Genomic DNA, 22,223 nt, shown 5'->3' with positions numbered 1-22,223 from the left:
CCGCATTGCGTAAACAGGCGTCCGATATTTTGAATATGGACAGATTACTTAACTCGCTTCCCCGTTTCGTCAATGACCTTCTCGCCATCCTCTTTGGTAAACGCTCCTTTCTGACCTTCCGGAAGAATATCCAGCACGATTTCTGAAGGGCGGCAAAGACGCGTACCAAGCGGCGTTACTACAACCGGTCGATTAATCAAGATCGGATGCTGAAGCATAAAATTAATCAACTGCTCATCAGAAAATTTGTCTTCATCAAGACCCAACTGCTCATAAGGTTCGACGTTCTTACGCAGCAATGCACGTACTGAAATACCCATATCTGAAATCAGTTTGCCAAGTTCATCACGAGTCGGGGGCGTATCGAGATAATAAATAATGGTTGGTTCGTTACCGCTGTTACGGATCATCTCCAGCGTGTTACGTGAAGTGCCACAGGCTGGATTGTGATAGATGGTAATGTTGCTCATATCAGTATCTCATTACAAAGTGATAGAGAGCCGCCACGCCAGCGCGGCCAGAGTGACGAAAAGCACGGGCAGGGTCATGATTATTCCGGTGCGGAAGTAATATCCCCAAGTGATGGTCATATTTTTCTGTGCCAGCACATGAAGCCACAGTAGGGTTGCCAGACTACCTATCGGGGTGATTTTAGGACCTAAATCGCAGCCAATCACATTGGCATAAATCATCGCCTCTCTGACGATGCCGGTCGCATTGCTCCCGTCTATAGACAATGCACCAATAAGTACCGTCGGCATATTGTTCATCACAGACGACAGGAACGCTGTCAGGAAGCCGGTACCGAACGTGGCAGCCCATAAACCTTTGTCTGCCAGTAAATTGAGTACGGCTGAAAGATACTCAGTCAGTCCTGCGTTACGCAGACCGTAGACGACCAGATACATGCCCAGCGAGAAAATTACAATTTGCCATGGCGCACCGCGCAGCACTTTCCCGGTATTTATGGCATGACCACGCTTTGCTACCACGAAAAGCACCGCAGCCCCAACTGCTGCTATCGCACTTACAGGGATCCCCAGCGGCTCCAGAACAAAGAAACCGACCAGCAGGAACAGCAGAACAACCCAACCCGCCCTGAACGTAGCAGGATCTTTAATCGCATTGGCAGGCATCTTGAGTAGCGAAACGTCATATTTGGCGGGGATATCGCGGCGGAAGAAGATATGGAGCATAACCAGCGTGGCAGCTATAGACGCCAGGTTCACAGGGACCATCACGGAGGCGTACTGCGTAAAGCCCAGTCCGAAGAAATCCGCTGAGACAATATTTACCAGGTTGGAAACTATCAGCGGCAGGCTGGCGGTATCAGCAATGAACCCTGCTGCCATGATAAAGGCCAGAGTCGTCGCCTGGCTGAATCCCAAAGCGAGCAGCATCGCAATCACAATCGGCGTCAGAATCAGTGCTGCCCCGTCGTTAGCAAACAGCGCAGCAACCGCAGCGCCAAGCAGTACTATCCAGGTGAACAGCAGGCGCCCACGTCCGTTACCCCAGCGGGAGACGTGCAATGCTGCCCATTCAAAGAAGCCGGACTCATCGAGCAGCAGGCTGATGATGATGACCGCAATAAATGCCGCTGTCGCATTCCAGACGATATTCCAGACAACGGGAATATCAGCGATATGGATGACACCGGTTACCAGCGCCATCACAGCCCCGATACTCGCGCTCCAGCCAATACTCAGACTTCTGGGTTGCCAGATCACCAGTACCAGCGTCAGTAAAAATATACTCCCTGCCAAAAGCATCTCAGACTCCGTTATATATGATTATGTAAATGTGTCTTCTGTCTCAGCAGGAGATGCAAGCTGATTTGTCCAGCCATTCACGCACATCCACTCGCATACATTGCCAGGACGTCGTGACCGTCTCTGCCGCCCATGCTGGCATGTGGGGAGACAGGCGGTAGTAAATCCATTTGCCTTCCCGGCGGTCAAGTACCAGTTCTGCTTCACGAAGAATCGCCATGTGGCGAGAAATCTTGGGCTGTGACTCAGTGGTGGCCGCACAGATATCGCACACGCACAGCTCTCCGGACTCCCGCAGAAGCATGACGATGGCTAGCCGTGTTTCATCCGACAGGATTTTGAAAAGCTGAACAGGTTGTAGCATTTTTCACTCCGTTCCCTTTAGAATACACATATGGTAAATCATATGTGTAAATTATAAAACACCAAAGTATCCCAGAGGAGAAATAATGGAACACTTTCCTGCACTGAACGCTGATTGCTTTGATCATCACATCGCTGAACAATTACACCTGCATGAGCCGCCACGGTTTCTGATCCTGTATGGCTCAGTAAGAGAGCGCTCTTACAGCCGCTTTGCCGCGGAGGAAACAGGCCGCCTGCTGACAGCGATGGGCGCGGAGGTGAAACTCTTTAATCCCTCCGGTTTACCCCTGCCGGATGATGCGCCAGACACGCATCCTAAGGTCACCGAGCTGCGTGGTCTGGTCAGATGGTGTGACGGGATGGTGTGGAGTTCTCCGGAACGGCACGGTGCTATGAGCGCAGTTATGAAGGCACAGATCGACTGGATACCTTTAAGTGAAGGTGCGGTACGCCCTTCGCAGGGCAAAACTCTTGCGGTAATGCAAGTATGTGGCGGCTCGCAGTCCTTTAATGCCGTGAACCAGATGCGTATTCTTGGACGCTGGATGAGGATGTTCACTATTCCCAACCAATCTTCAGTAGCCAAAGCCTGGCAGGAATTCGATGAGAACGGGCGAATGAAACCTTCGTCCTGGTATGATCGTATCGTCGATGTCGCCGAGGAGTTGTTTAAAATCACACTGTTGCTCAAGGGGCAAACCGGTTACCTTGCCGATCGCTACAGTGAACGAAAAGAGAGCCATCAGGAGCTTTCATCTCGCGTCAATCAGGACAAAATATAACGTCCTTGCTTATTGAGCTCAAACGTCCGCTCCTGGCACACAGCGGACATACACTGAAAAGCAGCTCACGAGCGAGCATTAGCGTCTTCCATTGCCGCTTTTACTCTGAGAATGGTCTGCCGTGTGGTGTCAAATTCGCGGGCGATCGCGCTGATACTCTTCCCTTCACTAAGACGCAGGAACACCGCTTTCTTTTGTTCGTCATCCAGAGCCGGCGGGCGGCCGAAACGCTTTCCGGATGCCTTAGCCCGCGCAATACCAGCATGTGTACGTTCAAGTAGCAGATCCCGCTCAAATTCAGCAACGGCAGAGATTACCTGCATTGTCATCTTTCCGGCCGGACTGGTGAGGTCTACCCCGCCCAGCGCCAGGCAGTGTACCCGTATTTCTGACGTGGCGAGCAGCTCAACGGTTTTTCTGATATCCATGGCGTTGCGTCCGAGGCGGTCCAGCTTGGTTACGATTAGAACATCGCCATGTTCCATGCGGTCAAGCAGACGCATAAAACCAGGGCGTTCACCGGCCGCGACTGAACCACTGATATATTCCTCAATCAGCCGCTGCGGTCGGATAGCAAATCCGGCAGCTTCAATCTCCCGACGCTGGTTCTCGGTATTCTGTTCGAGGGTCGATACCCTGCAGTAAGCAAAAACTCGTGACATGGTGTTATTTTGTGTACGAAATAGATGTACCTATTATAAAGCATGTACGAAATAAAAAGCACTAACTTTCGGACATAGATTATATAGCATGTACGAAACCGGTCCTTTTAGTACGGCTTATATATACACATCCTGCAAATTATTGATGTTTGCATCGTTAATGTCGGCTGGACTGATAACCTCTAAGCATCTTTCATATATTGCTTTATGCGGATTATTAGAAGACGTGTGTGGTGAAAAGGTAACAATTTTATTTATCATGGAATGAGCTGGTTTACGTCAAATGCTAAATGGATTTCCCTTACTGCGGACTGTAATCACCAAACAGCCAGCTACATCCTCCTAAGCAACGTGGGGCTACACGTTCCGCTTTGTGTTGTGTGTTTAAAGTGGAAGACATACCCCATTTATTCCTTTTTCAATTTCAAAGATTAAACAGCTACGTCACACATTACAAAATATGTAACGCAGCTGAAATTTTATCTAATTGAATGTTTATCTAAATATAAACCAAGCTCGGACTCTAGCGTTCTACACGTTACGTCCAAATTAATATCGATATATCCCATGGTCGTTGTAATACTCCTATGCCCCAACAAACCTTTTACCATTTGCAAGTTACGGTCGGGAGATTTCATTAACTCAGTTGCTAATGTATGCCTGAAACGGTGGGGAGAAACAGCAAAGCCGCATTCTTTGGATAACCGTCGGAAAAATGATTTTACCGGCTGTAATGTGGCAACGGGAGGTAGGTTTTCCCTTTCTTTTTCAGTCCCAAGAAATCTATAAACATCAAAAAGAGCGCTAACGGAACCTGCACCATTTTCATTTGCTCTGTTAATCAGCAATTGAAGCTGAGGTTTTAATGGACCAACAATCGGAACGCGCCATTCTCTGTGTGTTTTGCTGCCATCAAGACGTAACTCGATCCAGTTTTCTTCGAGATTTATATCCATCAGCCTCACATGCATCAACTGATTCACGCGCATGCCGGTATAGCGCAAAGTATCCAAAACGGTGGTCCAGAACCATGCGGGATGCAATGCGCAGCGCTTCATTTCAGCGATCGAAAGCTCAGAATCCTGATCGGCGCGCTGCTGCATCAGTAGATAGACACGTGTCAATTGTGCTTTTGAGAGCGTTTTTTTTCGCTTGTCATCTGTCGCGACTGAAACATCGTTAAATGGATTTTCAAATTGAAGTATATGCTTCGCTTTCATGGCGTAGTTCATGATGGCTCGCATGTGCGCAACTTTGTTATTCCAGGTGACGGCAGAAGAACCTTCGATATTCATTACGTGACGCCGCCACTGCTGAACATCTCTGCGCGTTACCTCACCTGGCATACGATTAAGCCCATAATACTTTCTAAAACCATTGACGACTTTCCGGTAACTCCATTCCGTATCAGGACGTAGATACTTAGCGTCAAAGTATTCATCCAGCAAAAAATCCCAGCTTGTATTGGTATCAACCTGATTCATAACCTTTCCTTTAATCAGCAAGTAAATTGCCGCCATTTAGGCAGCAGCTCTCCTCCATACACCTTCCAGAAAAGCGTCAGGGAACCACAAGAAACTGACTGTCATCCGGCACATCAGAACTACGGATGATCATCGTGGATTTGACCAGATAGCCTTTCACACGTTTGTAAGGGCCGTTACGGTCGGCACTGTTGTAGAGAGTGGCAAACATAAAACGTTTACCGTTGTTACGCCGATGTCGGTTGAGTCTTTCAAACCCTGCCTGAACGTTTTCACGCTCATCAGCAGACTGACCGGTTTGCTTCAGATATCGATAAAATATGCCCGGTACAAGCAGGAAAACAAAACCAGCGACCAGTTGCACGCGTGAATCTGCTTCATTGCACGCTATCGTTCCATTTTCGAGACCCTCAACTAGCCAGGACCAAAAAACCTCGCCGGTTTGTTTCTTAGAAATCTGTGAGGTAATCCCAGGTGTTACTGGAATCGATTCTGGATCATGTAAATGATTTTGATAACCATTTCTGACGTATTTTTGGTCACTTTCAGATGATCCGTAGGTTGGCTTAACCTCACTATCAGATTTTTTCGTATTATTTCGACTGCCATTCTGGACGTGAATTTCAGCTATATCAGCGCCATGATCGATTTCCTTAAAATCATCGGTGCTGATTTCAATTCCATCGCTGGCCAAGTGACTATTTTTAATAACATCACCCTGACTAAAGTATTCTTCATAAAGGGCATCGTCATACTGTTCTGCGGGGATTTCAGCGGGCAATTCACTCACAACTTTCGGATATAAATTGGCATTAATATTCGCCGCATTATTCACTTCATTTAATTCGCAGGATAATAATTTCCGCTTCGCTTTATTCAGTAATAAATGGATCTGCTTTTCTGAAGAATTAATTCCGGCCAGTTCAAGAAACAGGCAATCCCGCGCATTGGACTGTTTTTCCAGCCAATTTAATGCGCTTTTTGGCAACATTGAGACAGTAAAGGCCAGTCTGATAACGCTGTCTTTAACTGGCGCTTCGGTTTGGCGGTCTATTTTGAAGCGAAATTGCATACCCGGCGCGTTCGAAATTGGCTGCCAGACATGCCCATCTTCCAGCTCCGCTTCGATGTAAAGCAATTCGGGAACGTGCCAGTAAAGTGCCAGCCAGAACACCACGCAGTTCCAGTGGCTGGACTGCGCAGCCTGATCTTCAGGTGCGGCATTGGCAGGAAACACCATGCCTTTAGATAGCTGCAACGTGGTTACAATCTGCTGCAGAGTGAGATCAAGCAATCCGCCAACGTTGTTCCACTCGGCGATGCGCGCGGCAGGCAAATTTTGATAACGTTCGGCGAGGTTTTGCAGCGGCTCCAGGCAAAATTCGTCATAGGCAGATTTGGACAGCAACGAGCTCTGCCAGATCTTCTTGAGCTGTGCCTGGCGTGTTGACGTGCCGAGCAAAGACTGATGATTTTGCGGTGTGAAGTAGCCTTCTCGTTTAGCCGGTAACGAAGGCTGAAAATTGCTGCGTCTGAACTTATTTTGTAATTTTGGGAACATGATTCACCTCCAGATCGGAGGCACTATCGTTCCAGACTGTAAGTAATCACAGCCTAAAATCATTTTTGAAAAATGCGATTAAATTGCCCTGCAAAAAGAAACCATCCCCAAAAGGAGATGGTTTGGTTTCAGGCTGCGTCTTCTTCAGCTGCTTCATGAAGAGGTTTAAGCAAGTGTTCTGAAGCTTCTCGCGCCATACGGCATGCTCGGAACAACGCTTTCTTATCGGACTTCAGTATCTTCAGCCAGTGATCGATATAGCTGTCGTGCTGCACCTCACCATACACGCCTAAATGCGCGCAAAGGAAGGCACTGCCCAGCTCAGCAATCAACTCTTCAAAGGCATAAACCGGATCGCCAAACGTGCGCGATGTCGATGTTATGCCTTCCCGATCAAGTCGGCTGTGATGGCCGGTTGCATGCACTAGCTCATGCAACAAAGTCGAACAAAAGTCTGCTTCGGTAAAAAACTGCTTACGCAGCGGCAAGACGATTTTATCCTTCATCGAATGGTAGTAAGCCCGGTTCTGCTCGGAGTAACTGACGCGAACGCCAGTTTCACCTGCAATGGTCACAATGTCGTTGAAGATTGGCGTGCTCACCGTATCAACGGATTCATCATCCAGGATCTCAGGCACAGCGCCGATGAGTTTTTCCGATAGTCCTTCACATTGCTCGATATTGAACAGCATTATGCTGCGCAACATGATGCGTTGTTCCATCAACGTCTCACCTTGAGCGTTAGTGCGCGGTTGGCCAGATTTATCGGTGGCTTCAACCTCAAACGGCTTAAAGAACACCGCGACAGTCGCTTTCTCGCCTTTACGAACGTTGCCACCGGCAGCTTGTGCCTGCTTCCACGTCAGCCAGCGATTGGAATTAAACCCTTGCTCCTCAGCTGACAGCCACAGCAGCATGATGTTGACGCCGTTGTAGTGCCGACCGGTCGATGCATTAGAGGGTATCGGTGATTCAGCCGTTTTCTTGCTGTCTCGCCAAGGTTTGCGCCAGGGCAACACACCGCGTTCAATCGATGCGACGATTTTGTCGGTGACTTGCTGGTAGAGATCAGTTTGGTTGGTTTGTGACTTACGGGGTTTACGTTTGGTAGGCATAAGATACTCCTCGAAAGGCGCATCTCTCCCCCTAATGGCGAAGAGATGCGCCACAGGTTGGTGGGTGAAATGAAGACGGAATTATTCGTCTTGAAGTGCGATGGAATCAGGGATTGGCCACTTGCCGCCTAAGTTGAGTGATAACCAAACCTGAACGTTGGTCCATTCTTCCAGCGTTCCTCCCCGTTGAATGCGATTGCCGGTTGGCCATCGAGTCCTTCTACGAGTAGATCGCTGGGTTTAAGTAATGGATATTTGCCGTCAGCAGTGCAAAGCACCATTGGGTCCAGATAACCGGGTATATGCCGATTTTGGGTGAGCAAAAAAACGTTGGCGACCTGCGTGGTTAACAGCAGCCACTGATCGTTGGGTACAGATTTCACTTGGTAATATGAGTGAACATAGCCCATGTATAAATCCTCCAGATTGTTGAACGGGGATTTATCCGCTAACGGGAGTAAATCCCCGTTAGGGTGGGTAATGCGAGCCTTGCGGCGATGTGATGAGAGAACCTTAACCATCGTGGATGGCACCCGCTCTATAGGTGTGCGAGTATTGGGACCGCCAGTTGGCGCTTCTTTCAGGTCCGTGAAGCATTACTTCATACATTAAAATTGCCATAGTTCGATTTTATATGAAAGCAATAATCAAGCTTTCGTATCTTCTTCTGTTTCCAAAGCTTCAGTAGCTTCTTGGTTAGAGACTATCCTTTTTTGGAAATAGCGGGTTTTAATGAGTGTTGGAAATAGGTCACTGTTGTTTAGTACGAAGCTTTCGACTGTTTTTTTATCTGCGCTATTCCATTTGCTGAGTGAAAAACTTTGAACGTCAAGCCATTTTGCTAAGAAATTGTAGTCGTTAGAATATGTAAATAATCTTGCTATAGCGCGATTATCACTTTGATTACTTTGATCATATTTAAGATGCTCACCGAAATCTCTAATTACATATATCTGTCTTAAAGAGTCTAGATCTTTTCTCTCCAGCAAATCCATTAATGACTTCAATACTTCATCAAGATCGTCAGCATTTAACAAGGGAATTATTGAAGGAATGTTATTATTTTTAGATAATTGCTTAATATCTTCCTCAGAGTAAAAGTCACTGAATATTCTTGTAAGATTAGAAAATTCAATAGTCCCCCCGTTACTTTCAACTAAACTAATCATTTCGAGATGAACTGCGCTGGCTTGCTTGATGAATTCAATTACAGACGTTTTAGTTGATAACTTATCGCTAATAAATGATTTTATTTTTTCTTTAAATTTAGGAAGCGTATCAACAACTCTTAAATCATAAATGAAATCTTGATTTATCTGATCATGATTTTTCTCACCAATGCTGGAGTCTGAAAAGGAATCCCAATCCTTAAAAAACTCCATTATCTTCTCTACACTCGTAATATCCCTCAATGGGCCATACAATGTTCTAATAAATGTATTAGTATGTAGCCTTTTTACTTTTCCTCTATCGAGAATGAAGTTTAAAGAAGGGGCAATGTATGGTTTTAACTCCTCAATTGCAAGCGCACCAACTATCACATCCAAATTATTCGAGAATAGCAAGTAGTTATAAAGGGTTTCTTTAAAGCTACTCGTTAATTCAAGAGAAGGTATACCAGGTACAGATGATTTATCTCCAATATTAATCTTATGTGCAATCAACGATGCATAATACTCTTCAGGATGATCCTCTAACAGCTTCGCTTGATAGGGGAAATATGAAGTAAGATTTGTTTTTCTCCACCTTTTATCAAGACACAAGATTCTAAGGTCAATGATTGAATTAAGTTCTGCACCAGCCATAAATTTTTTGTATCTTTCTTCAATAGCCGCATACACTTCACCATCAATAAGATCTTCAAAGTTCGCATTATTTATTTTCATCCCTTCAATTACTTGCTCTGAAAATAGATTGAATTCAATTTCATTTTTTAATGAAAACACAATACCATTAACTAACTGAGGCAGGCTTAGTATAAGGTTTTCAATATCTAAGTTCTGATAAAGTTCATTCTTCCCTAATAAGAATTCAAAAAATATTTCTCCGGATATGTCAGAGAAGTTATCACTAAATTTCTCCTCAGTGATGCTTACTAGAGAGTTGAGTTCCTCAAATGTATTCATGCGAGCGACTTCATCTAGATCATAAAAGGCTGAAGGATTTTTAATTCTGTTTTTAAGAGCTGTAACACGCTCTACTAAAAAAAACTCATTGCTGTTTAATTTAACATGATTATTTACATTGACTAAGGCATCGACAATATTCTTAACGTATTCGCCTTTAAGGAGTTTATTCTTGTTTGCTTGGGTAATTATCTCGTCGCATATTTTATGAGCGCGAGACTTATCTGTAGTAGACATTGATTCAAGAAATAATATCAAATCTTCAATTGAGGATTCATGTAATGCTTTTCGCCATGTTTTATCAAATCCATACATTGAAGATAACTCAATATACTCCTTCGGCTTCCTATATTTAATAGAATTTAACAGTGGATCCTCAATTAATTCAGATATGGCAAATTCGGAATTGGTTTGAAAGTGAATGCAAATCAACCCTTTTTTCCAATCATCTGCAGAGTCAAATATTCGATTAAATTGTCTGTGCGTAACTTGCATGCGAACAACTTCAATGATGTCGTCATCTTTCTGTTTTCTTTCATCATAGTTCATAATTAAGCTTTTGAAATCCAACAAACTATAACGACACATTAGTACATAAAAAGAAACTAGGATTCTATCATGCGTAAAGGTAGGGAATGTTAAACTTGTAACCTTTATATCGTTTATAATTCTCTTAATAAAACGTGGGGTAACAGTGCTGTAATTTTTAGGTAGCCATCTCTCAATTAACTCACATATTTCATAACATTCATTTTCATCATATATCTCGAATGTTTCCTTCCAGAATTCAATGAAGCCATTTCTCCAGCCAGCAGAAATTAGTGGAGGGACAAAGAAAGTTACTGGGATTCTTTTTGAAATGAATTCTAAACCTTCATGACCGTCATCAGATAATGCTTGGGCTACATGTTTCCCTGAGTATGGGATTATAATTTTAAGGTTACTTCCAGCAATCTCCGTAATGAGCTCTATATCGCTCCAGATTTCCTTTATTTTTGTTGGTGAGATTCTGTCTAAATTATCAACAATTAGAATCAAACGTGCACTTTCTGGTGTACATTTTACAAATCCTTCAAGAGCAGATTTTAACTCCAATGTCCCGACTTCTTTGTTTATTATTATTTTTTCTGTAATGGTATCTTCACTATTCCTCTTTAAAATATCACCCAGTGATGGCTTTTTTATTTTCTTGGTTCCATTTTCCTCAGAGATATTTTTACCATTTACATAAAACAAACCAATAGCTACTGGTGAAAATACAAGTATGAACTCTAATGCAACCTTAACATAGTATGAAAATGGTAGATGATTTGTTGTGAATAACCCTGATAGATCTGAGATAAAGTAACGAAGAGATTGCAAACTAAGGATGGTTGAACAAATAAATGCCACAGTCCATATGCTTATTTTACTATTGATGATTTTTTTATAATTATAAATGTTACCCAATGCTAGATCTTTACATTTTAAAAGCTCATCTAAATTCACATTGGGAGTTTGTTTAAATCCATCGTACAATATATCAATTAGAGCTTTTTTTGTTGCTCCATAGTGATAAATCTCTGAGTCAAACTTAATGACATGGATGTCATTCCCTTTAATTTTATCAATTGCCATATCGATGATGGTGCTTTTTCCAGAACCTAAGTACCCATCTAAGCCAATTATATTTATATCGTCATCCTGAGCTATTTCAGAAATCTTTTGCGCTAGATTTTCATGGGCCTTTCCTTCAAACATATCTATTTTTGATGGGGCATCCGTGTAAATATTTAGGCTCATATGATCCTCAATCTGATGATTATGGGTGTGTAAAGCAGAAGATTCTGTAATGTTTTAACATGAACATACATTAATTGTATACTTTGCGTACATAATCTCCTCTACCATCACCATGCCCCAAGTCCATAGAAACCATCGCCTCAGCTTCTTTCCTGCTGAGACCATTTTTCATATGCCACTCAGTAGCCTCACGCGAATAGGCATATCTCAGGCTATGTGGCGCTTCTTTCCCGGAGAGTCCTGCATCCTTAGCCACATTTCGGTAGCGATCGATCGCGCTCCTCAGTCCAACTTTATCAACCAACTTTCCACCATGTTCTGTCGAATAAGCCACTGCTGCATTCAAGCTACGAATCAGATCTTCGTGTCTAACGACTGTTGCGTCTCTTGGCCTTCCGCCTTTCGTGCCAAACACCACACGCAATCGCTTATCCCCACGCTCCAGCGCCTGTTGCCACGTCTTAAGCGATTTCGCTGACTGCACCGCTTCTTCTGTTCTCAGCCCAAGATAGCGCGCAATCTCCATCGCCAACGCGACACCTTCGTCTTTGCTACGTACGAGGGCGAGCGCCTCGTGAAAGCGCTCGTCCGTAATCGCCGTCTTTGATCCGGCCCGACTGGCACCTGACAGGTTGAGCGCATCGTTACTCAACTTTTCATGCTTCGGATCGGCCAGTTTTGTTCTGCCTGCAGTGGCCAGAATCGCACGCAGCGCCGCCATTTCGTTCTGCAGCGTGCGTTTTGAAATATCATCCGCCAGGCGGCTACGCACGTAATGCTCGATGTGATGAGTCTTGATATGGTTCACGTCTCTGATCTGGATGTTAAGTTTCAGCATCTGCTCAGCCAGCCGTGCTGCTATGCGCGAACGGTCGGCAACGGTTTTGAAACTGCCGCCAGATTGTCTGGCCAACGTCACTAGTTGTTTGCTGAACTGCTTGTTTCCTCGCGACATACATCCTCCAAAAACATCTCTACCCCGACGGCACGGTTTTAGGTTGCGCTTCCTGCGTCTCAGCGGATATCTGTGCATCGGGGCGGCGAAATGTTGAGTTGTTGCGAGGTCTCCACAACTCTCAGAGCTGATCGCGGCTAATGCCGGTTCCTGATTTCTCAGGACGCCTCCGTCCGTCAGGTTCGCTGACGTCGCCTTGATATCGCGTTGATTTCCTCCTCAGATAAGTTGCCAACGTTCACTGCATGTTGGGGTGGTTGATGGTTGTAATAACGGACTACGTGTTGGTCAGACGGTAAGCGTCGTCGCAGAAGGCCGTATTACGTGGTGTTGACGTATACGCGCTGCGCGCGTCACTTGGTTGTTGCTACGCGCCAACGCAAGTGACGCCGCGCAGCTTCTGCCTGTATTTGCGAGGTTCGTTCGTCGCCAAATGTTCCAAATGGCGGAAACGATCACGCAAACTGGCCGTGCGCAGTAGCTTGTATCGATGAGATGAAGTTGATTGAACCGTAGTGATGTAGTGGAAACCTTGGGCGTTGCTTTTGCCCGCTACTTGCAAAGGTTGAGTAGCATTGCCGGTTATCCCGGATGCAGCCGCCATATGGCGTTTCTCACAGGCTGCTGAAACTTTCGCTGATGACCGCCGCTGAGGTGCCCCTTTCAGGTCATGAGGGCTTTGTTGGTTGCGTAAACAACTAAGGCAACGGTTAAAACACTAGCAATATTGTTAAAAACGGTCAAACTTAAATCAAATGAATCAGCCTGCAGCATTACGCATGCTGTCGTGTTCTTACAGAGATACAGAGCTGAGGAGGGATAGATGAAGAAATCAAAAGCGGAAAAACGAAACGGTTGGTTATCACTACTCTATACGAAAGTCCTAAATGCCTTAAATTCAATATCACAAAGAATCAGCACCAGACTTAATATGAAAGTTAATTGGGTTAGAAATGCCATTTTGGCCTCACTTGCGATGCTGATAGCATGTGTTCTTACAGGCAGTGTTTTCTTTATTGTATTGGCCATATTGATTGGTGCAGCAATTAGTGGCGTTGGTTTATCTCCACCTCACAGTAATAACACTGATGAACGAGGCGGAGATAACCATAATTACGGTTCTAATGGCTCAAATGGTTCTGATGGTTCAACTGGCTCCTAATTATTTGGTGATTTTTGAGCTTATTTTTTCGCCTAAACTGCCAGCCGCACTTTGAACACTAGATGCACCATCACCTGCCATTCGAGCTATTTCACCAATTCTTATTCCTGCCCATGAAAACGCCGCCATCCAAAGTGCAGGCAGCACAATAAACATCGCCCCCATAACAAAGTTCATAATCAAATCATCAGAGCTATTCTGGAACCCAGCAGCATTCCAGCGGCTATGTGTATCAGAACTATAAAGCGCTTCCATCAACCAGCTGTCGAGCCAGCGCGCCAGTTCCCACCAGAACGTCAGGAAATTAAGCGCAAACACCACAAAGCTGACAGTAATAACGGTTTTGAACTCATAACTCCCGAACGCCAATATCAATGGTAGCATCACGTAAATGGCCATCAGTAATAAAGCCTGCACCATCGGTAATGCCTGGCGCATTGCATCAAATGCCGGAAATGCTGCCAAACTTCCCAATGACATTCCCGCAATGCCGCCAATGCGGCTGGCGGAGTTATCCAGCGTGAAATCAGCATTGCCACCATAACCGGCATAGGTGCGGCCATTCTGCGAAACGGTCAAACTCTCCGGGCTCACCAGGCGGCGAACAATGCTCTCTTTATATTCAGCGTTGTCCTTGCCCATCATTTTTAGCGCGGCAGACATGCGCAGCCACATGCCGGGTGATGCCTGATCGACTACGCGCGCCTCAAGCCCGGTATCAGCGCTGGACCACCACTCGCGGCAGGTTGGATAGCCACCGCGCCCGGTGTCCGGTCTGCCGCTGTCACGGCTCTCGTTCCACGGGAATGAGGCGCGCGGTGTCTTGGATTGCAGCTGATCGTAATAGCCGCTGCCGTTCAAAAATGTGCTGCTGCCCAGCCATTCGACATCGCGCAGCGCGTCTTCCTCTTTCGTTTGCCCCTGATCCTGCTGCTTCCATAGATAGAGCGCCAGCGCATAGCAATCGTTGGTGAAATCCTGCAGCTCGGCAGCGAGCGCCGGATTGCTGATGCGGGTGTGCTGCACTTCAAAACGCAGCTGGCGTAAATCCGGGCGGCAGGGAATTGTGGCGACAGCGGCCTGAGTGATGCCTTTGGACAGCTTGTGCATCAACACCCACCAGATTGGTGCTGCTGCCGTTTGCCCGTCCATGCTGCTGATGATCGTCGAATAGCCGCTTTCATCCGGCGCTTTGGGCGTCCAGGTGCCGCAGCTCTTGGAGCGGGATTCATCGTATTGAATGCTGTCGAGGCTGACGTTGATGATGGGCAGGCAGCAAATCAGCATCACAAAAAACGCGCTGTAGAGCGCGTTCTCGATGCGCGGCAGCGACAGCTTGCCTTTGTTGCCCTCGTCATCGCCTTCTTCGCGCACCTTGAGCCAGATCCCCACCACTTTGAATACCAGCGGAAGCGCGAACAGGCCGGTGGCGATCAGCAGATTCCAGATGCCGTTATTGATGATCCAACCCAGCAGAGTGAGGAAAAATTCCAGATAGCTGTTCGTCGTCATCAGTGACCTCCCGTTGAGGCATAGAGCACCCATTCCATAATGGCGATATAGAGCGCACCAATACCGCCGATGCGCAGAATGGCCCGTCGCCACGCAGGATCTGATTTCTTACGCTGCCAGCACTGATAGGTGAAGTAAGCCGTCACCGCATAAATAATCAGCCGCCACGCCAGCCAGAGCACCCATGTTTTCTCAAACCAACGCATCAGCAGTGCCGGTGCATCTGGCGACTGGCTGGCAGAAAGTAACGTCGCGATCACTACGCAGAAAATGGCAGTGAACGACACCATGCAGGCGAGAACCTTCAGGAATTTATGCATCTCACTCCTCCCCGGATGGTGCGGAAAGCTGATTGAAGCGCGAATCGGTGTTTTCATGCGGCTGGCGCTGCGGGTTTGTTGTGGCGCGATTGTTTTCGCGATCGATGATGGTCAGCACGGAGTTACGCGCCAGCTCGCGCTTCAGTTCCATTTCATTCTTGAGCGCATTGATTTCCCGATCGAGCGATTCAACGCGGCGATCGCCTTCCTGCAGCGCTTCAGGCATGGCGGCTGCATTCGGTTCCGATTGGCCGGTCACAATCATCCGGCGCATCAGCAGCGCGGTTTCAACCGTGTCTGCCATCGCCAGTTCACCCGCCAGACGGCCAACCAGCGCCGCGTTGTCCGGATCACGCTGCAGCGCTTTTATCACGCCGCTGGTGATCGCCAGGCTGCCGGTACGCAGTTTTGCCAGGTTCTCGGCGTGGGGCTTCTCCGCGCCATTAACCAGCTTCACCAGTTGCTCGCCGTTGATGCGCGTGGCTTCTTCCAGCATCGGTGAAAAGCCGGTTCCGGCGACGCTGGCGCCAGGTTGCTGATCGATATCGCCATCGGTGCATAGCGCGGCATCTTTACAGGTGCGAATTGAGCGATCGCCAAGCACTTTAACCACCGCTGCTGCCGCTTCTTCGGAGCTGGAGAACTTACCGCAGCTGCCACCCGTGCAGCTGTCGCCGCTGACGCTGCCGGTGCTGTTAACCGGCAGATTATTCATCATGTTATAGCCAGCGGCAGACAGGTCATGAGTCGGGCGAATCGCGCGCTGGCCGCGACCACCGCGCTTCTCACCGCCGACCCAGTTGCTGCCAGATTCGCCCGTCACTTTTTCCCCGGCATCGTTCACACGTACCGCATCCGCATCGCCGCTGTTTACCAGCTTTTTGTACTCATCCATTGCGGCCTGCTGCGTCCATTTGCTGGAGTCCGAGAAATCCACCATGCGTTTGGCCATGTTCTGACAGTTGAGCTGCGCCTTATCGAACGCCACGTTGGCCTGCAGCACGCCGTTGGTGAGCATTTCATACAAGCCCGGATTGGCTCGCTGAATCACCATCGCGGGTAAACTGGCCACCGCGCCGGTTGCGCCCTGAACCACATCGCCCATCAGGTTTTTGAAGCCGTTGGTCATGCCGTTCAGTTGATTGCCAACAGTGGTTTTCAGGTCGAAGTTGCCGCATTGCAGATCCGAGCTCCAGCCAACGTCCAGCCCCAGCTTCTGCATGTTGCTGCGCGTGGCGGGCTGCGAAATTACCGAACCGCCGCCGAGGGTATAAAACAGCTTGTCGGACACCGCGCCGTTGGCGCTTTTGCCGTAGCCCATGGTGCTGTCCTGAACCTGCGGCAGTGAAACGTCAAACGCTTGTGCGCTGGTTGCCAGTAGCAACGTTGACACCGTAAACCAGATACGCGCGATCATAATTCACCTCCAAAATCGGTGCTGTACAGGAAGGTCTGGCCGCGACGCTTGCAGCAGCTGTAAGGTTGCCAGAGCGCGAAAGCTTCATTGCCATCAACGGCTGCAGTGAAGTTGCCATCTGGGAACACGGCGCAGTTTTCGCTGAGCTTCGGAGATAACCGCTGCCATTTGTGGTTTTTGAATCCGGTGTTTTCCTCAACCGGTCCGGGCGGCCAGTAGCCAGGAGAAGGATTGCCTTTGAGGGTTTGATAGACGTGCGGCTGGCCGGTGCGGGTGATGATGTCGGCGACGCGCTGCGCCACCACAGCTGCGGCTTTGTCGTCATCGGTCTGCGTGACGAAGCCCGCTCGCGGATAGACGTTGCTCCACATGTTAGCCGTTGCCTGGCTGCCAATCTCGCGCATGCCTGGCACCAGTGCTTCCGGGTAGAGCGATTCCGGTATGCCGCTGCGCCATGCAAGCGTATCAAGGGTGCTGAGGAAGTAAGGATTTAGTGGCGTTGCCGCGCTCTCACAGGAATAGCCCGAAATGCTGCCGCCAATCATTGACGTGGCCGGATGACCAATCGCGTCGGCGTATTTGAAGTGCAGATTGGTTTTGCGCTTGCCCTGTGCTTTCAACTCCTCATTGCCGCCACCGGCTGGCACGCCGTACATGCCGTTTTCAAGTCCGCCCGCCGTCTGGCTGACGAACGCCATTTCCTTCCAGGGATTCGCACCCGGTTGTGCATATGCCGACACCACGGCCTCCGGGATAAAGTGCGTTACCTTGACCGATGTACGCACCTTGCAGCCCCACGGCGTGCAGAACAACCAGTAACAGATGCCGCTGACGCGCCAGCTGATGCAGGATGGCGAAACCGCGCTTGCGATGATCTGCGCGCTGGTGATCGCGGATTCGGCTGCCGGTTGTATCGCAGCGAACAGCAGCGCGGTAGTTGCCAGTTTCGTGCGCGTCATGGATGGCCACCTTGCGCCCGGATGTTTTTAGCCAGATCCACATCGGTGGTGCCATACACCACATCCACGTCGTCGAAAACTACCGCCGGATATTTTTCTATGCCCAGCTTCCACGCCGCGATTACGCCGCGCCAGGCTTCCACTAACTGCTGCTGTTGATCCGCGCTCATGCGCTGCAGGCCGCTTCTGGCATCCTGCACAGCTGCTGTGGGTTCACTGCTGAGCTGGCCAAACATCGCGTTCTGCTGCCGGTCAGGAGCATCGAGAAACACGGTGCGGGTATCGGCATCAGAATTAACAGCTGGATGGCCAGTCGTAGTGAACACGGTGATGGCGGCAAAACCGGGAGATATTGAGCAAAGGAAAAAGAGTGGGATCAGCGGCTTCATCAGACTTACTCCACAAAATGAGAGAAGCCATAACGGTGCGCCGGATGTGAGCTGAGTACAGCAAACAACTCTGTGTCGGACTGCGGGATTAAATGTCCCCGGCCCGAAGGGGTGCAGAACAACTACGCCTAGTAGGTGTAGCCTTTGGGTCGGGGACGGTGAAGACTATGCAAATTTTGGCACGGCTTCACAAGCAAGAGTGCTCCGAAACAGGCGTCATTTCGTGTGCTTTGATGAAAGTTTATGCGCCAGATAAAGCTGGAGATAAAGCAGGTCAGCGGCATCTACAACGGTCATGTACCAGCGCGGATGATGATAGTCATCTTCCGTTGGCCAGCTCAGATGGCTATTCACTGTAATCAGCAGGTCAATCGAGCTGCACAGCTTACCTTTGAAGTGCAGTGCAAGACAGGAATGACTGCCGACGCGCTGCGGATGGCTGGTGATTTTTACGGGCGGATTCACGCGCGAACGGATTTCATCACACAGCCTGTCGAGCAGCGCCAGATCGCTGGCGAGAATTTCCGGTTCGCCCTGCGGCATCAGCGTGAACAGCGTGCGCGCCGCCTGGCGGGAAATCGTGGTGGTAATGCGGGGAATGGGATATTTGAGTTCCAGCATAAGGCTCCCTGTTTAAATGGCGGCAGACTTGAGGCCGCGCGCTGCATCGAGCTGGCGGGCAACGATAACTGCAGCTTGCAGCTCGCTGCAATTATGCAGTTTCATCAGCTTACGGCGTTCGGCTTTTTCCTCTTTCTCGGTCATGCCAAGCGCGAGGTAAAGGCTGGGCGGCACGGCTCTGAACAGCGCTTCGGTTTTCTTCGACAGCACCACGCCTTCGGTGTAACAGCGCGGCAGCTTACTGGCGGAAAGCAGCACCGATTTTTGCTCATCGCTCAGCTTCTTGAAGCGCGCGATTTGCTCCACTTCATCAGGCGGCATCGTCAGGCACAGCCACCACTCAGCCATGTTCAGCATCTTCTCGGCGATGTCCGGGTAATCCGCCAGGTTCTGCGTCGCCATCCACAGCCAGGCTCCGAGCTTACGCCACATCTTGACTACTTTGGTCATGTACGGCGACAGCAGCGGATTGGTGGTGGTGATGTGCGCTTCATCGATGGCAAAGACGATTTCGCGGTCAAGATACTGATCGCGCTCGGCGATGTTGTTGATGGTGTTCACCAGGGAAACCATCGCCAGCGCCATCTGCGCGCCATAGTTCTCGCGCGCCAGCGTGCCCAAATCGATAAGCGTGACATCGGCTTCCGGCCAAGGTGTACCGGGGCGGTTGAACAGCTCGCCTTCAAATCCGCTGGTAAACATCGACATCGCACCCGCCATCTCATCGGCACGCGCGCGACGGCGTTCGGTCAGCAAAGGCTGGCCGCTGCTGTCCACGCTGTTATCACGCGCGATAGCAAACAGCGCGGTCTGCAGATCTTCAGCAATCATCTGGCGCGACTCGTCGTAGCTGGTCTGCGCCGCCATCATAATGGCTTCACGGATTAGGCCACGGTCAGAGCGCGTTAACCTTTCTTCTTCGCGCTTTTCGCCGCCGGTAATCATCATGCGCGCGGCAATCTCCATTTCACCGAGGATGTCGCGTTGTTCATCGCCATCATCTTCATCGGCGTCCGGGATGTCGGCTTCGTTAAGCTGCAGCTGCTCCGGTTTGAGATCGAGCAACTGATGCGCGTCGGCGAACAGCGCCAGACTGACGCCACAGCCGGGACGGATGCCAATTTTATTCACCGTCAGGCCAAGGCTTTCGCAATAGTCGGCATACAGGCCAAACGAGTTACCGGCTTCAGCAATAAACAGACGTGGGCGGTGAATGGCCATCAACTGGGAAAGCGTTGCACACAGCGTGGCTGACTTGCCCGCGCCGGTTGGTCCGAAAAACAGCATATGTGCGTTCTGCGTGCGGTCCTGCTTATTCATCGGGTCGAAGGTCAGCGGTTCACCGCCGCGATTAAAGAAGCTGAAGCCGGGATGACCGCTGCCGGTGGCGCGGCCAGTCACTGGCAGCAAACCCGCAAGATGCTGCACCCACGTCAGGCGCGTATACCAGTGGCGGCGATCCTTCTGTGGGTTGAAGCACATCGGCAGCGCGCGCAGCCAGGTATTTAGCGGTGAAACGTTGTATTCGGGTCGCACCGGCTGCAGGCCAGCGGTCAGCAGCACCGCCGACATGTTTTGCTGGCGTCGGTTGAGGTCGGCCAGATCGTTGCCGCGCATCATGAAAGTCAGCGCGCCGCGATACAGCTTGTGGCGGCGGCCAAGATACTCTTTCACTTCGCGCACATCCTCGCGCACGCGCCCGGATTCAGTGTTTTCACCCACGGCGTTTTTGGCCAGCTTAATGAAGTCATTTTCCAGCACGTCTTGCGGCTGGGAAACGATGGTCAGTGAAACCACCGTACCTTCGGGCAGCAGATCCATTAGCGCGTTGATATGCTCGCCGCGCGCCATTTCGCCGGTCAGCATGCCGGGTTCAGGCGGGCGGCGCAGACGCTCGATGGCGATGGCGCGATGCGGCTTATCGTCGAACCACCACACGCCGTTTTCCACGTCCGAACGCGGCGGCGTGTACCACAGCGTTTCGGCAAAATCGTTGGTCATCGGCAGCTCGCCCACTTGCGCATCATGATGCTGCGCGGCGGCGTAAAACGCTTCTTTGCTCAGGCCGTGCTGCGGATCGGGATTGAACAGGCGCAGCAGCCATTCATGAATCTGTGCGCCGGTCTGGCGCTGGCAGGCAACGCCAGACGCACCGAGTGATGCCGCCAGCCGGTCACAAACCTGATTAAGCATGGTGACGGGCGGCAGCGCGTGAACATCTTTCACACCCTTGGCGGCACCTGGCACCCAGCGATAAATCACCATGCGCGTGCGGCGCTGCTGCCCGCGCCACAGCTGGCCAGTGACCAGCGTGTCGCGGAACAAACCCGTTGGAATGGCGATGTCCCGCAAATGACGCTCGGTTTCACCCAGCCAGGCGTTGGTGAATTCCGTGCCGCGTGCCCAGGGTTTTACGTACTCTTTGACCGTGTTCAGATAGGGCGATGGATCGTCTTCATCCTGGCAAAAGAACTGCACCACCCACGGCGAGATGTCGTCTTCTTCCAGGCTGTCCTGCAGCGCATCTTCAACCTGGTCGCGGATTTCCTCCAGGCGCGCGGCGGTGCGCCCCTCGGATGAAATCGGCGTGATGGTATAAACCGCGCCGACCGAAATGCCGTCATCAAGCAGCAGGCATTTATCTTCCGGCAGATATTCGGCCCACGGCAGGTAATCAATGATGGAAGGTTTGGCGTGATACAGCGCGGCTTCATCCTGCACCGTCATTTTGCCAGGGCGCGGTAGTGGCTGCGGCTGGTTGCTTTCAGGGATGTTGCTGACTTCTGAGGCGGGCTTTTTAAACAGGGAAAACATCATTACAGATCCTCCGTGCGCTCACCTGGCAAGGCGTACTGCACCTGGCTGTAAAACGGAAACACCGTGCTGTAGCCGGGAACCGGCGAGTTGCCACCGGCAAGATGCGGAAACACGTACATCACCATGTCGGGATTTGGCAGGCGCGGGAACTGCTGCGTGATCTCGCTTTCCTGCGTGCGGCTGTATGAATGGTCGAGTTTGTCGGCACGCTGATCTTCCGTTTCACTCAGCGGGCGGCGCAGCGCTTCACGTCCCTGCGCACCGCGCTGAGCCGAACCGCTCGCGCCTTTGCCTTGCCACAGCTCCAGCATGTTGCTGTCGCCCGCTGGTAGCATCTCATCTTTCGACGTGCTGCAGCCTGAAATGACTGAAACCAGCGCGGCGAACGCGACCGGCATAAATGCTCTGTTCATTCGCTATC

At 49.7% G+C, this 22,223-nt stretch carries 21 protein-coding genes; 2 read left to right on the top strand and 19 right to left on the bottom strand.

Annotation, left to right across the window (positions count from 1 at the left end; genetic code table 11):
* Window positions 1-44 precede the first annotated feature (44 nt).
* The 3 genes from arsC to AB3G37_RS02370 are packed head-to-tail and all read right to left on the bottom strand — an operon-like array spanning window position 45 to window position 2,136.
* Window positions 45-470, bottom strand: coding sequence for a glutaredoxin-dependent arsenate reductase (gene arsC / locus AB3G37_RS02380; protein WP_369789596.1), 426 nt, complete (start codon window positions 468-470; stop codon window positions 45-47).
* Between the two features lie 12 nt (window positions 471-482).
* Complete coding sequence (locus AB3G37_RS02375; RefSeq protein ID WP_369789595.1) at window positions 483-1,772, bottom strand: arsenic transporter; 1,290 nt, start codon at window positions 1,770-1,772, stop codon at window positions 483-485.
* Between the two features lie 43 nt (window positions 1,773-1,815).
* Window positions 1,816-2,136 carry a metalloregulator ArsR/SmtB family transcription factor gene (locus AB3G37_RS02370; protein ID WP_369789594.1) on the bottom strand — a complete coding sequence of 107 codons (321 nt, stop codon included), beginning with the start codon at window positions 2,134-2,136 and terminating at the stop codon, window positions 1,816-1,818.
* A gap of 85 nt (window positions 2,137-2,221) precedes the next feature.
* Here AB3G37_RS02370 and arsH point away from each other — a divergent pair, with 85 nt between their 5' ends.
* Window positions 2,222-2,920 carry an arsenical resistance protein ArsH gene (arsH, locus tag AB3G37_RS02365; RefSeq protein ID WP_369789593.1) on the top strand — a complete coding sequence of 233 codons (699 nt, stop codon included), beginning with the start codon at window positions 2,222-2,224 and terminating at the stop codon, window positions 2,918-2,920.
* Window positions 2,921-2,985: 65 nt separating this feature from the next.
* On the opposite strand, the gene AB3G37_RS02360 is transcribed toward arsH, so the two are convergent.
* The 8 genes from AB3G37_RS02360 to AB3G37_RS02325 all read right to left on the bottom strand — a co-directional run bounded on the left by AB3G37_RS02360 (window position 2,986) and on the right by AB3G37_RS02325 (window position 13,209).
* Window positions 2,986-3,582, bottom strand: a complete 597-nt coding sequence (locus AB3G37_RS02360; protein ID WP_369789592.1) for a recombinase family protein — start codon at window positions 3,580-3,582, stop codon at window positions 2,986-2,988.
* A 479-nt stretch (window positions 3,583-4,061) separates the two neighbouring features.
* Complete coding sequence (locus AB3G37_RS02355; RefSeq protein WP_008103202.1) at window positions 4,062-5,066, bottom strand: site-specific integrase; 1,005 nt, start codon at window positions 5,064-5,066, stop codon at window positions 4,062-4,064.
* A gap of 76 nt (window positions 5,067-5,142) precedes the next feature.
* On the bottom strand, window positions 5,143-6,627 hold the full coding sequence (locus AB3G37_RS02350) for a TraI domain-containing protein (RefSeq protein ID WP_008103199.1): 1,485 nt from the start codon (window positions 6,625-6,627) through the stop codon (window positions 5,143-5,145).
* A 128-nt stretch (window positions 6,628-6,755) separates the two neighbouring features.
* A complete protein-coding gene (locus AB3G37_RS02345) occupies window positions 6,756-7,742 on the bottom strand; it encodes an ArdC family protein (RefSeq protein WP_008103197.1) in 987 nt (328 codons plus the stop codon).
* A gap of 128 nt (window positions 7,743-7,870) precedes the next feature.
* Window positions 7,871-8,263: a hypothetical protein gene (locus tag AB3G37_RS02340; protein WP_157179235.1), complete on the bottom strand. Its 393-nt coding sequence runs from the start codon at window positions 8,261-8,263 to the stop codon at window positions 7,871-7,873.
* Window positions 8,264-8,389: 126 nt separating this feature from the next.
* Window positions 8,390-11,650 carry a P-loop NTPase fold protein gene (locus AB3G37_RS02335; protein ID WP_369789591.1) on the bottom strand — a complete coding sequence of 1,087 codons (3,261 nt, stop codon included), beginning with the start codon at window positions 11,648-11,650 and terminating at the stop codon, window positions 8,390-8,392.
* Window positions 11,651-11,720: 70 nt separating this feature from the next.
* The gene (locus AB3G37_RS02330) at window positions 11,721-12,605 is read right to left on the bottom strand and encodes an integrase domain-containing protein (protein ID WP_008103191.1); all 885 of its coding nucleotides are present in this window, start codon (window positions 12,603-12,605) and stop codon (window positions 11,721-11,723) included.
* A gap of 367 nt (window positions 12,606-12,972) precedes the next feature.
* Window positions 12,973-13,209, bottom strand: coding sequence for a hypothetical protein (locus AB3G37_RS02325; RefSeq protein ID WP_369789590.1), 237 nt, complete (start codon window positions 13,207-13,209; stop codon window positions 12,973-12,975).
* A gap of 219 nt (window positions 13,210-13,428) precedes the next feature.
* Here AB3G37_RS02325 and AB3G37_RS02320 point away from each other — a divergent pair, with 219 nt between their 5' ends.
* Window positions 13,429-13,767, top strand: a complete 339-nt coding sequence (locus AB3G37_RS02320) for a hypothetical protein (RefSeq protein ID WP_008103189.1) — start codon at window positions 13,429-13,431, stop codon at window positions 13,765-13,767.
* Here AB3G37_RS02320 and AB3G37_RS02315 read toward each other — a convergent pair whose 3' ends face one another.
* The 8 genes from AB3G37_RS02315 to AB3G37_RS02280 all read right to left on the bottom strand — a co-directional run bounded on the left by AB3G37_RS02315 (window position 13,768) and on the right by AB3G37_RS02280 (window position 22,215).
* On the bottom strand, window positions 13,768-15,279 hold the full coding sequence (locus AB3G37_RS02315) for a conjugal transfer protein TraG N-terminal domain-containing protein (RefSeq protein ID WP_284155533.1): 1,512 nt from the start codon (window positions 15,277-15,279) through the stop codon (window positions 13,768-13,770). It lies immediately after the preceding gene.
* Entirely contained in the window at window positions 15,279-15,599 is a 321-nt protein-coding gene (locus AB3G37_RS02310) for a hypothetical protein (protein ID WP_008104486.1), read from the bottom strand. Before AB3G37_RS02310 ends, AB3G37_RS02315 begins: the two co-directional genes overlap by 1 nt.
* A 1-nt stretch (window position 15,600) precedes the next feature.
* The gene (locus AB3G37_RS02305) at window positions 15,601-17,016 is read right to left on the bottom strand and encodes an integrating conjugative element protein (protein ID WP_369789589.1); all 1,416 of its coding nucleotides are present in this window, start codon (window positions 17,014-17,016) and stop codon (window positions 15,601-15,603) included.
* Entirely contained in the window at window positions 17,013-17,975 is a 963-nt protein-coding gene (locus AB3G37_RS02300) for a TIGR03756 family integrating conjugative element protein (protein WP_008104491.1), read from the bottom strand. Before AB3G37_RS02300 ends, AB3G37_RS02305 begins: the two co-directional genes overlap by 4 nt.
* Window positions 17,972-18,364, bottom strand: a complete 393-nt coding sequence (locus AB3G37_RS02295) for a TIGR03757 family integrating conjugative element protein (RefSeq protein WP_369789588.1) — start codon at window positions 18,362-18,364, stop codon at window positions 17,972-17,974. Before AB3G37_RS02295 ends, AB3G37_RS02300 begins: the two co-directional genes overlap by 4 nt.
* A 216-nt stretch (window positions 18,365-18,580) precedes the next feature.
* On the bottom strand, window positions 18,581-18,985 hold the full coding sequence (locus tag AB3G37_RS02290; RefSeq protein ID WP_369789587.1) for a hypothetical protein: 405 nt from the start codon (window positions 18,983-18,985) through the stop codon (window positions 18,581-18,583).
* Window positions 18,986-18,997: 12 nt separating this feature from the next.
* A complete protein-coding gene (locus AB3G37_RS02285) occupies window positions 18,998-21,802 on the bottom strand; it encodes a conjugative transfer ATPase (RefSeq protein ID WP_369789586.1) in 2,805 nt (934 codons plus the stop codon).
* Window positions 21,802-22,215 carry a TIGR03751 family conjugal transfer lipoprotein gene (locus tag AB3G37_RS02280; RefSeq protein ID WP_336768367.1) on the bottom strand — a complete coding sequence of 138 codons (414 nt, stop codon included), beginning with the start codon at window positions 22,213-22,215 and terminating at the stop codon, window positions 21,802-21,804. The genes AB3G37_RS02285 and AB3G37_RS02280 overlap by 1 nt, the downstream gene beginning before the upstream one ends.
* Window positions 22,216-22,223 lie beyond the last annotated feature (8 nt).

It is taken from the genome of Rouxiella sp. WC2420, assembly GCF_041200025.1.
Lineage (GTDB): Bacteria > Pseudomonadota > Gammaproteobacteria > Enterobacterales > Enterobacteriaceae > Rouxiella.
The sequence above is the reverse complement of the archived record's forward strand: the minus strand, read 5'-3'. Positions and strand labels throughout refer to the sequence as shown.

Coding starts and splice junctions, on each gene's coding strand:
- arsC (WP_369789596.1), bottom strand. CDS start 470: ATGAGCAACATTACCATCTATCACAATCCAGCCTGTGGCACTTCACGT.
- AB3G37_RS02375 (WP_369789595.1), bottom strand. CDS start 1,772: ATGCTTTTGGCAGGGAGTATATTTTTACTGACGCTGGTACTGGTGATC.
- AB3G37_RS02370 (WP_369789594.1), bottom strand. CDS start 2,136: ATGCTACAACCTGTTCAGCTTTTCAAAATCCTGTCGGATGAAACACGG.
- arsH (WP_369789593.1), top strand. CDS start 2,222: ATGGAACACTTTCCTGCACTGAACGCTGATTGCTTTGATCATCACATC.
- AB3G37_RS02360 (WP_369789592.1), bottom strand. CDS start 3,582: ATGTCACGAGTTTTTGCTTACTGCAGGGTATCGACCCTCGAACAGAAT.
- AB3G37_RS02355 (WP_008103202.1), bottom strand. CDS start 5,066: ATGAATCAGGTTGATACCAATACAAGCTGGGATTTTTTGCTGGATGAA.
- AB3G37_RS02350 (WP_008103199.1), bottom strand. CDS start 6,627: ATGTTCCCAAAATTACAAAATAAGTTCAGACGCAGCAATTTTCAGCCT.
- AB3G37_RS02345 (WP_008103197.1), bottom strand. CDS start 7,742: ATGCCTACCAAACGTAAACCCCGTAAGTCACAAACCAACCAAACTGAT.
- AB3G37_RS02340 (WP_157179235.1), bottom strand. CDS start 8,263: ATGGTTAAGGTTCTCTCATCACATCGCCGCAAGGCTCGCATTACCCAC.
- AB3G37_RS02335 (WP_369789591.1), bottom strand. CDS start 11,650: ATGAGCCTAAATATTTACACGGATGCCCCATCAAAAATAGATATGTTT.
- AB3G37_RS02330 (WP_008103191.1), bottom strand. CDS start 12,605: ATGTCGCGAGGAAACAAGCAGTTCAGCAAACAACTAGTGACGTTGGCC.
- AB3G37_RS02325 (WP_369789590.1), bottom strand. CDS start 13,209: ATGGCGGCTGCATCCGGGATAACCGGCAATGCTACTCAACCTTTGCAA.
- AB3G37_RS02320 (WP_008103189.1), top strand. CDS start 13,429: ATGAAGAAATCAAAAGCGGAAAAACGAAACGGTTGGTTATCACTACTC.
- AB3G37_RS02315 (WP_284155533.1), bottom strand. CDS start 15,279: ATGACGACGAACAGCTATCTGGAATTTTTCCTCACTCTGCTGGGTTGG.
- AB3G37_RS02310 (WP_008104486.1), bottom strand. CDS start 15,599: ATGCATAAATTCCTGAAGGTTCTCGCCTGCATGGTGTCGTTCACTGCC.
- AB3G37_RS02305 (WP_369789589.1), bottom strand. CDS start 17,016: ATGATCGCGCGTATCTGGTTTACGGTGTCAACGTTGCTACTGGCAACC.
- AB3G37_RS02300 (WP_008104491.1), bottom strand. CDS start 17,975: ATGACGCGCACGAAACTGGCAACTACCGCGCTGCTGTTCGCTGCGATA.
- AB3G37_RS02295 (WP_369789588.1), bottom strand. CDS start 18,364: ATGAAGCCGCTGATCCCACTCTTTTTCCTTTGCTCAATATCTCCCGGT.
- AB3G37_RS02290 (WP_369789587.1), bottom strand. CDS start 18,985: ATGCTGGAACTCAAATATCCCATTCCCCGCATTACCACCACGATTTCC.
- AB3G37_RS02285 (WP_369789586.1), bottom strand. CDS start 21,802: ATGATGTTTTCCCTGTTTAAAAAGCCCGCCTCAGAAGTCAGCAACATC.
- AB3G37_RS02280 (WP_336768367.1), bottom strand. CDS start 22,215: ATGAACAGAGCATTTATGCCGGTCGCGTTCGCCGCGCTGGTTTCAGTC.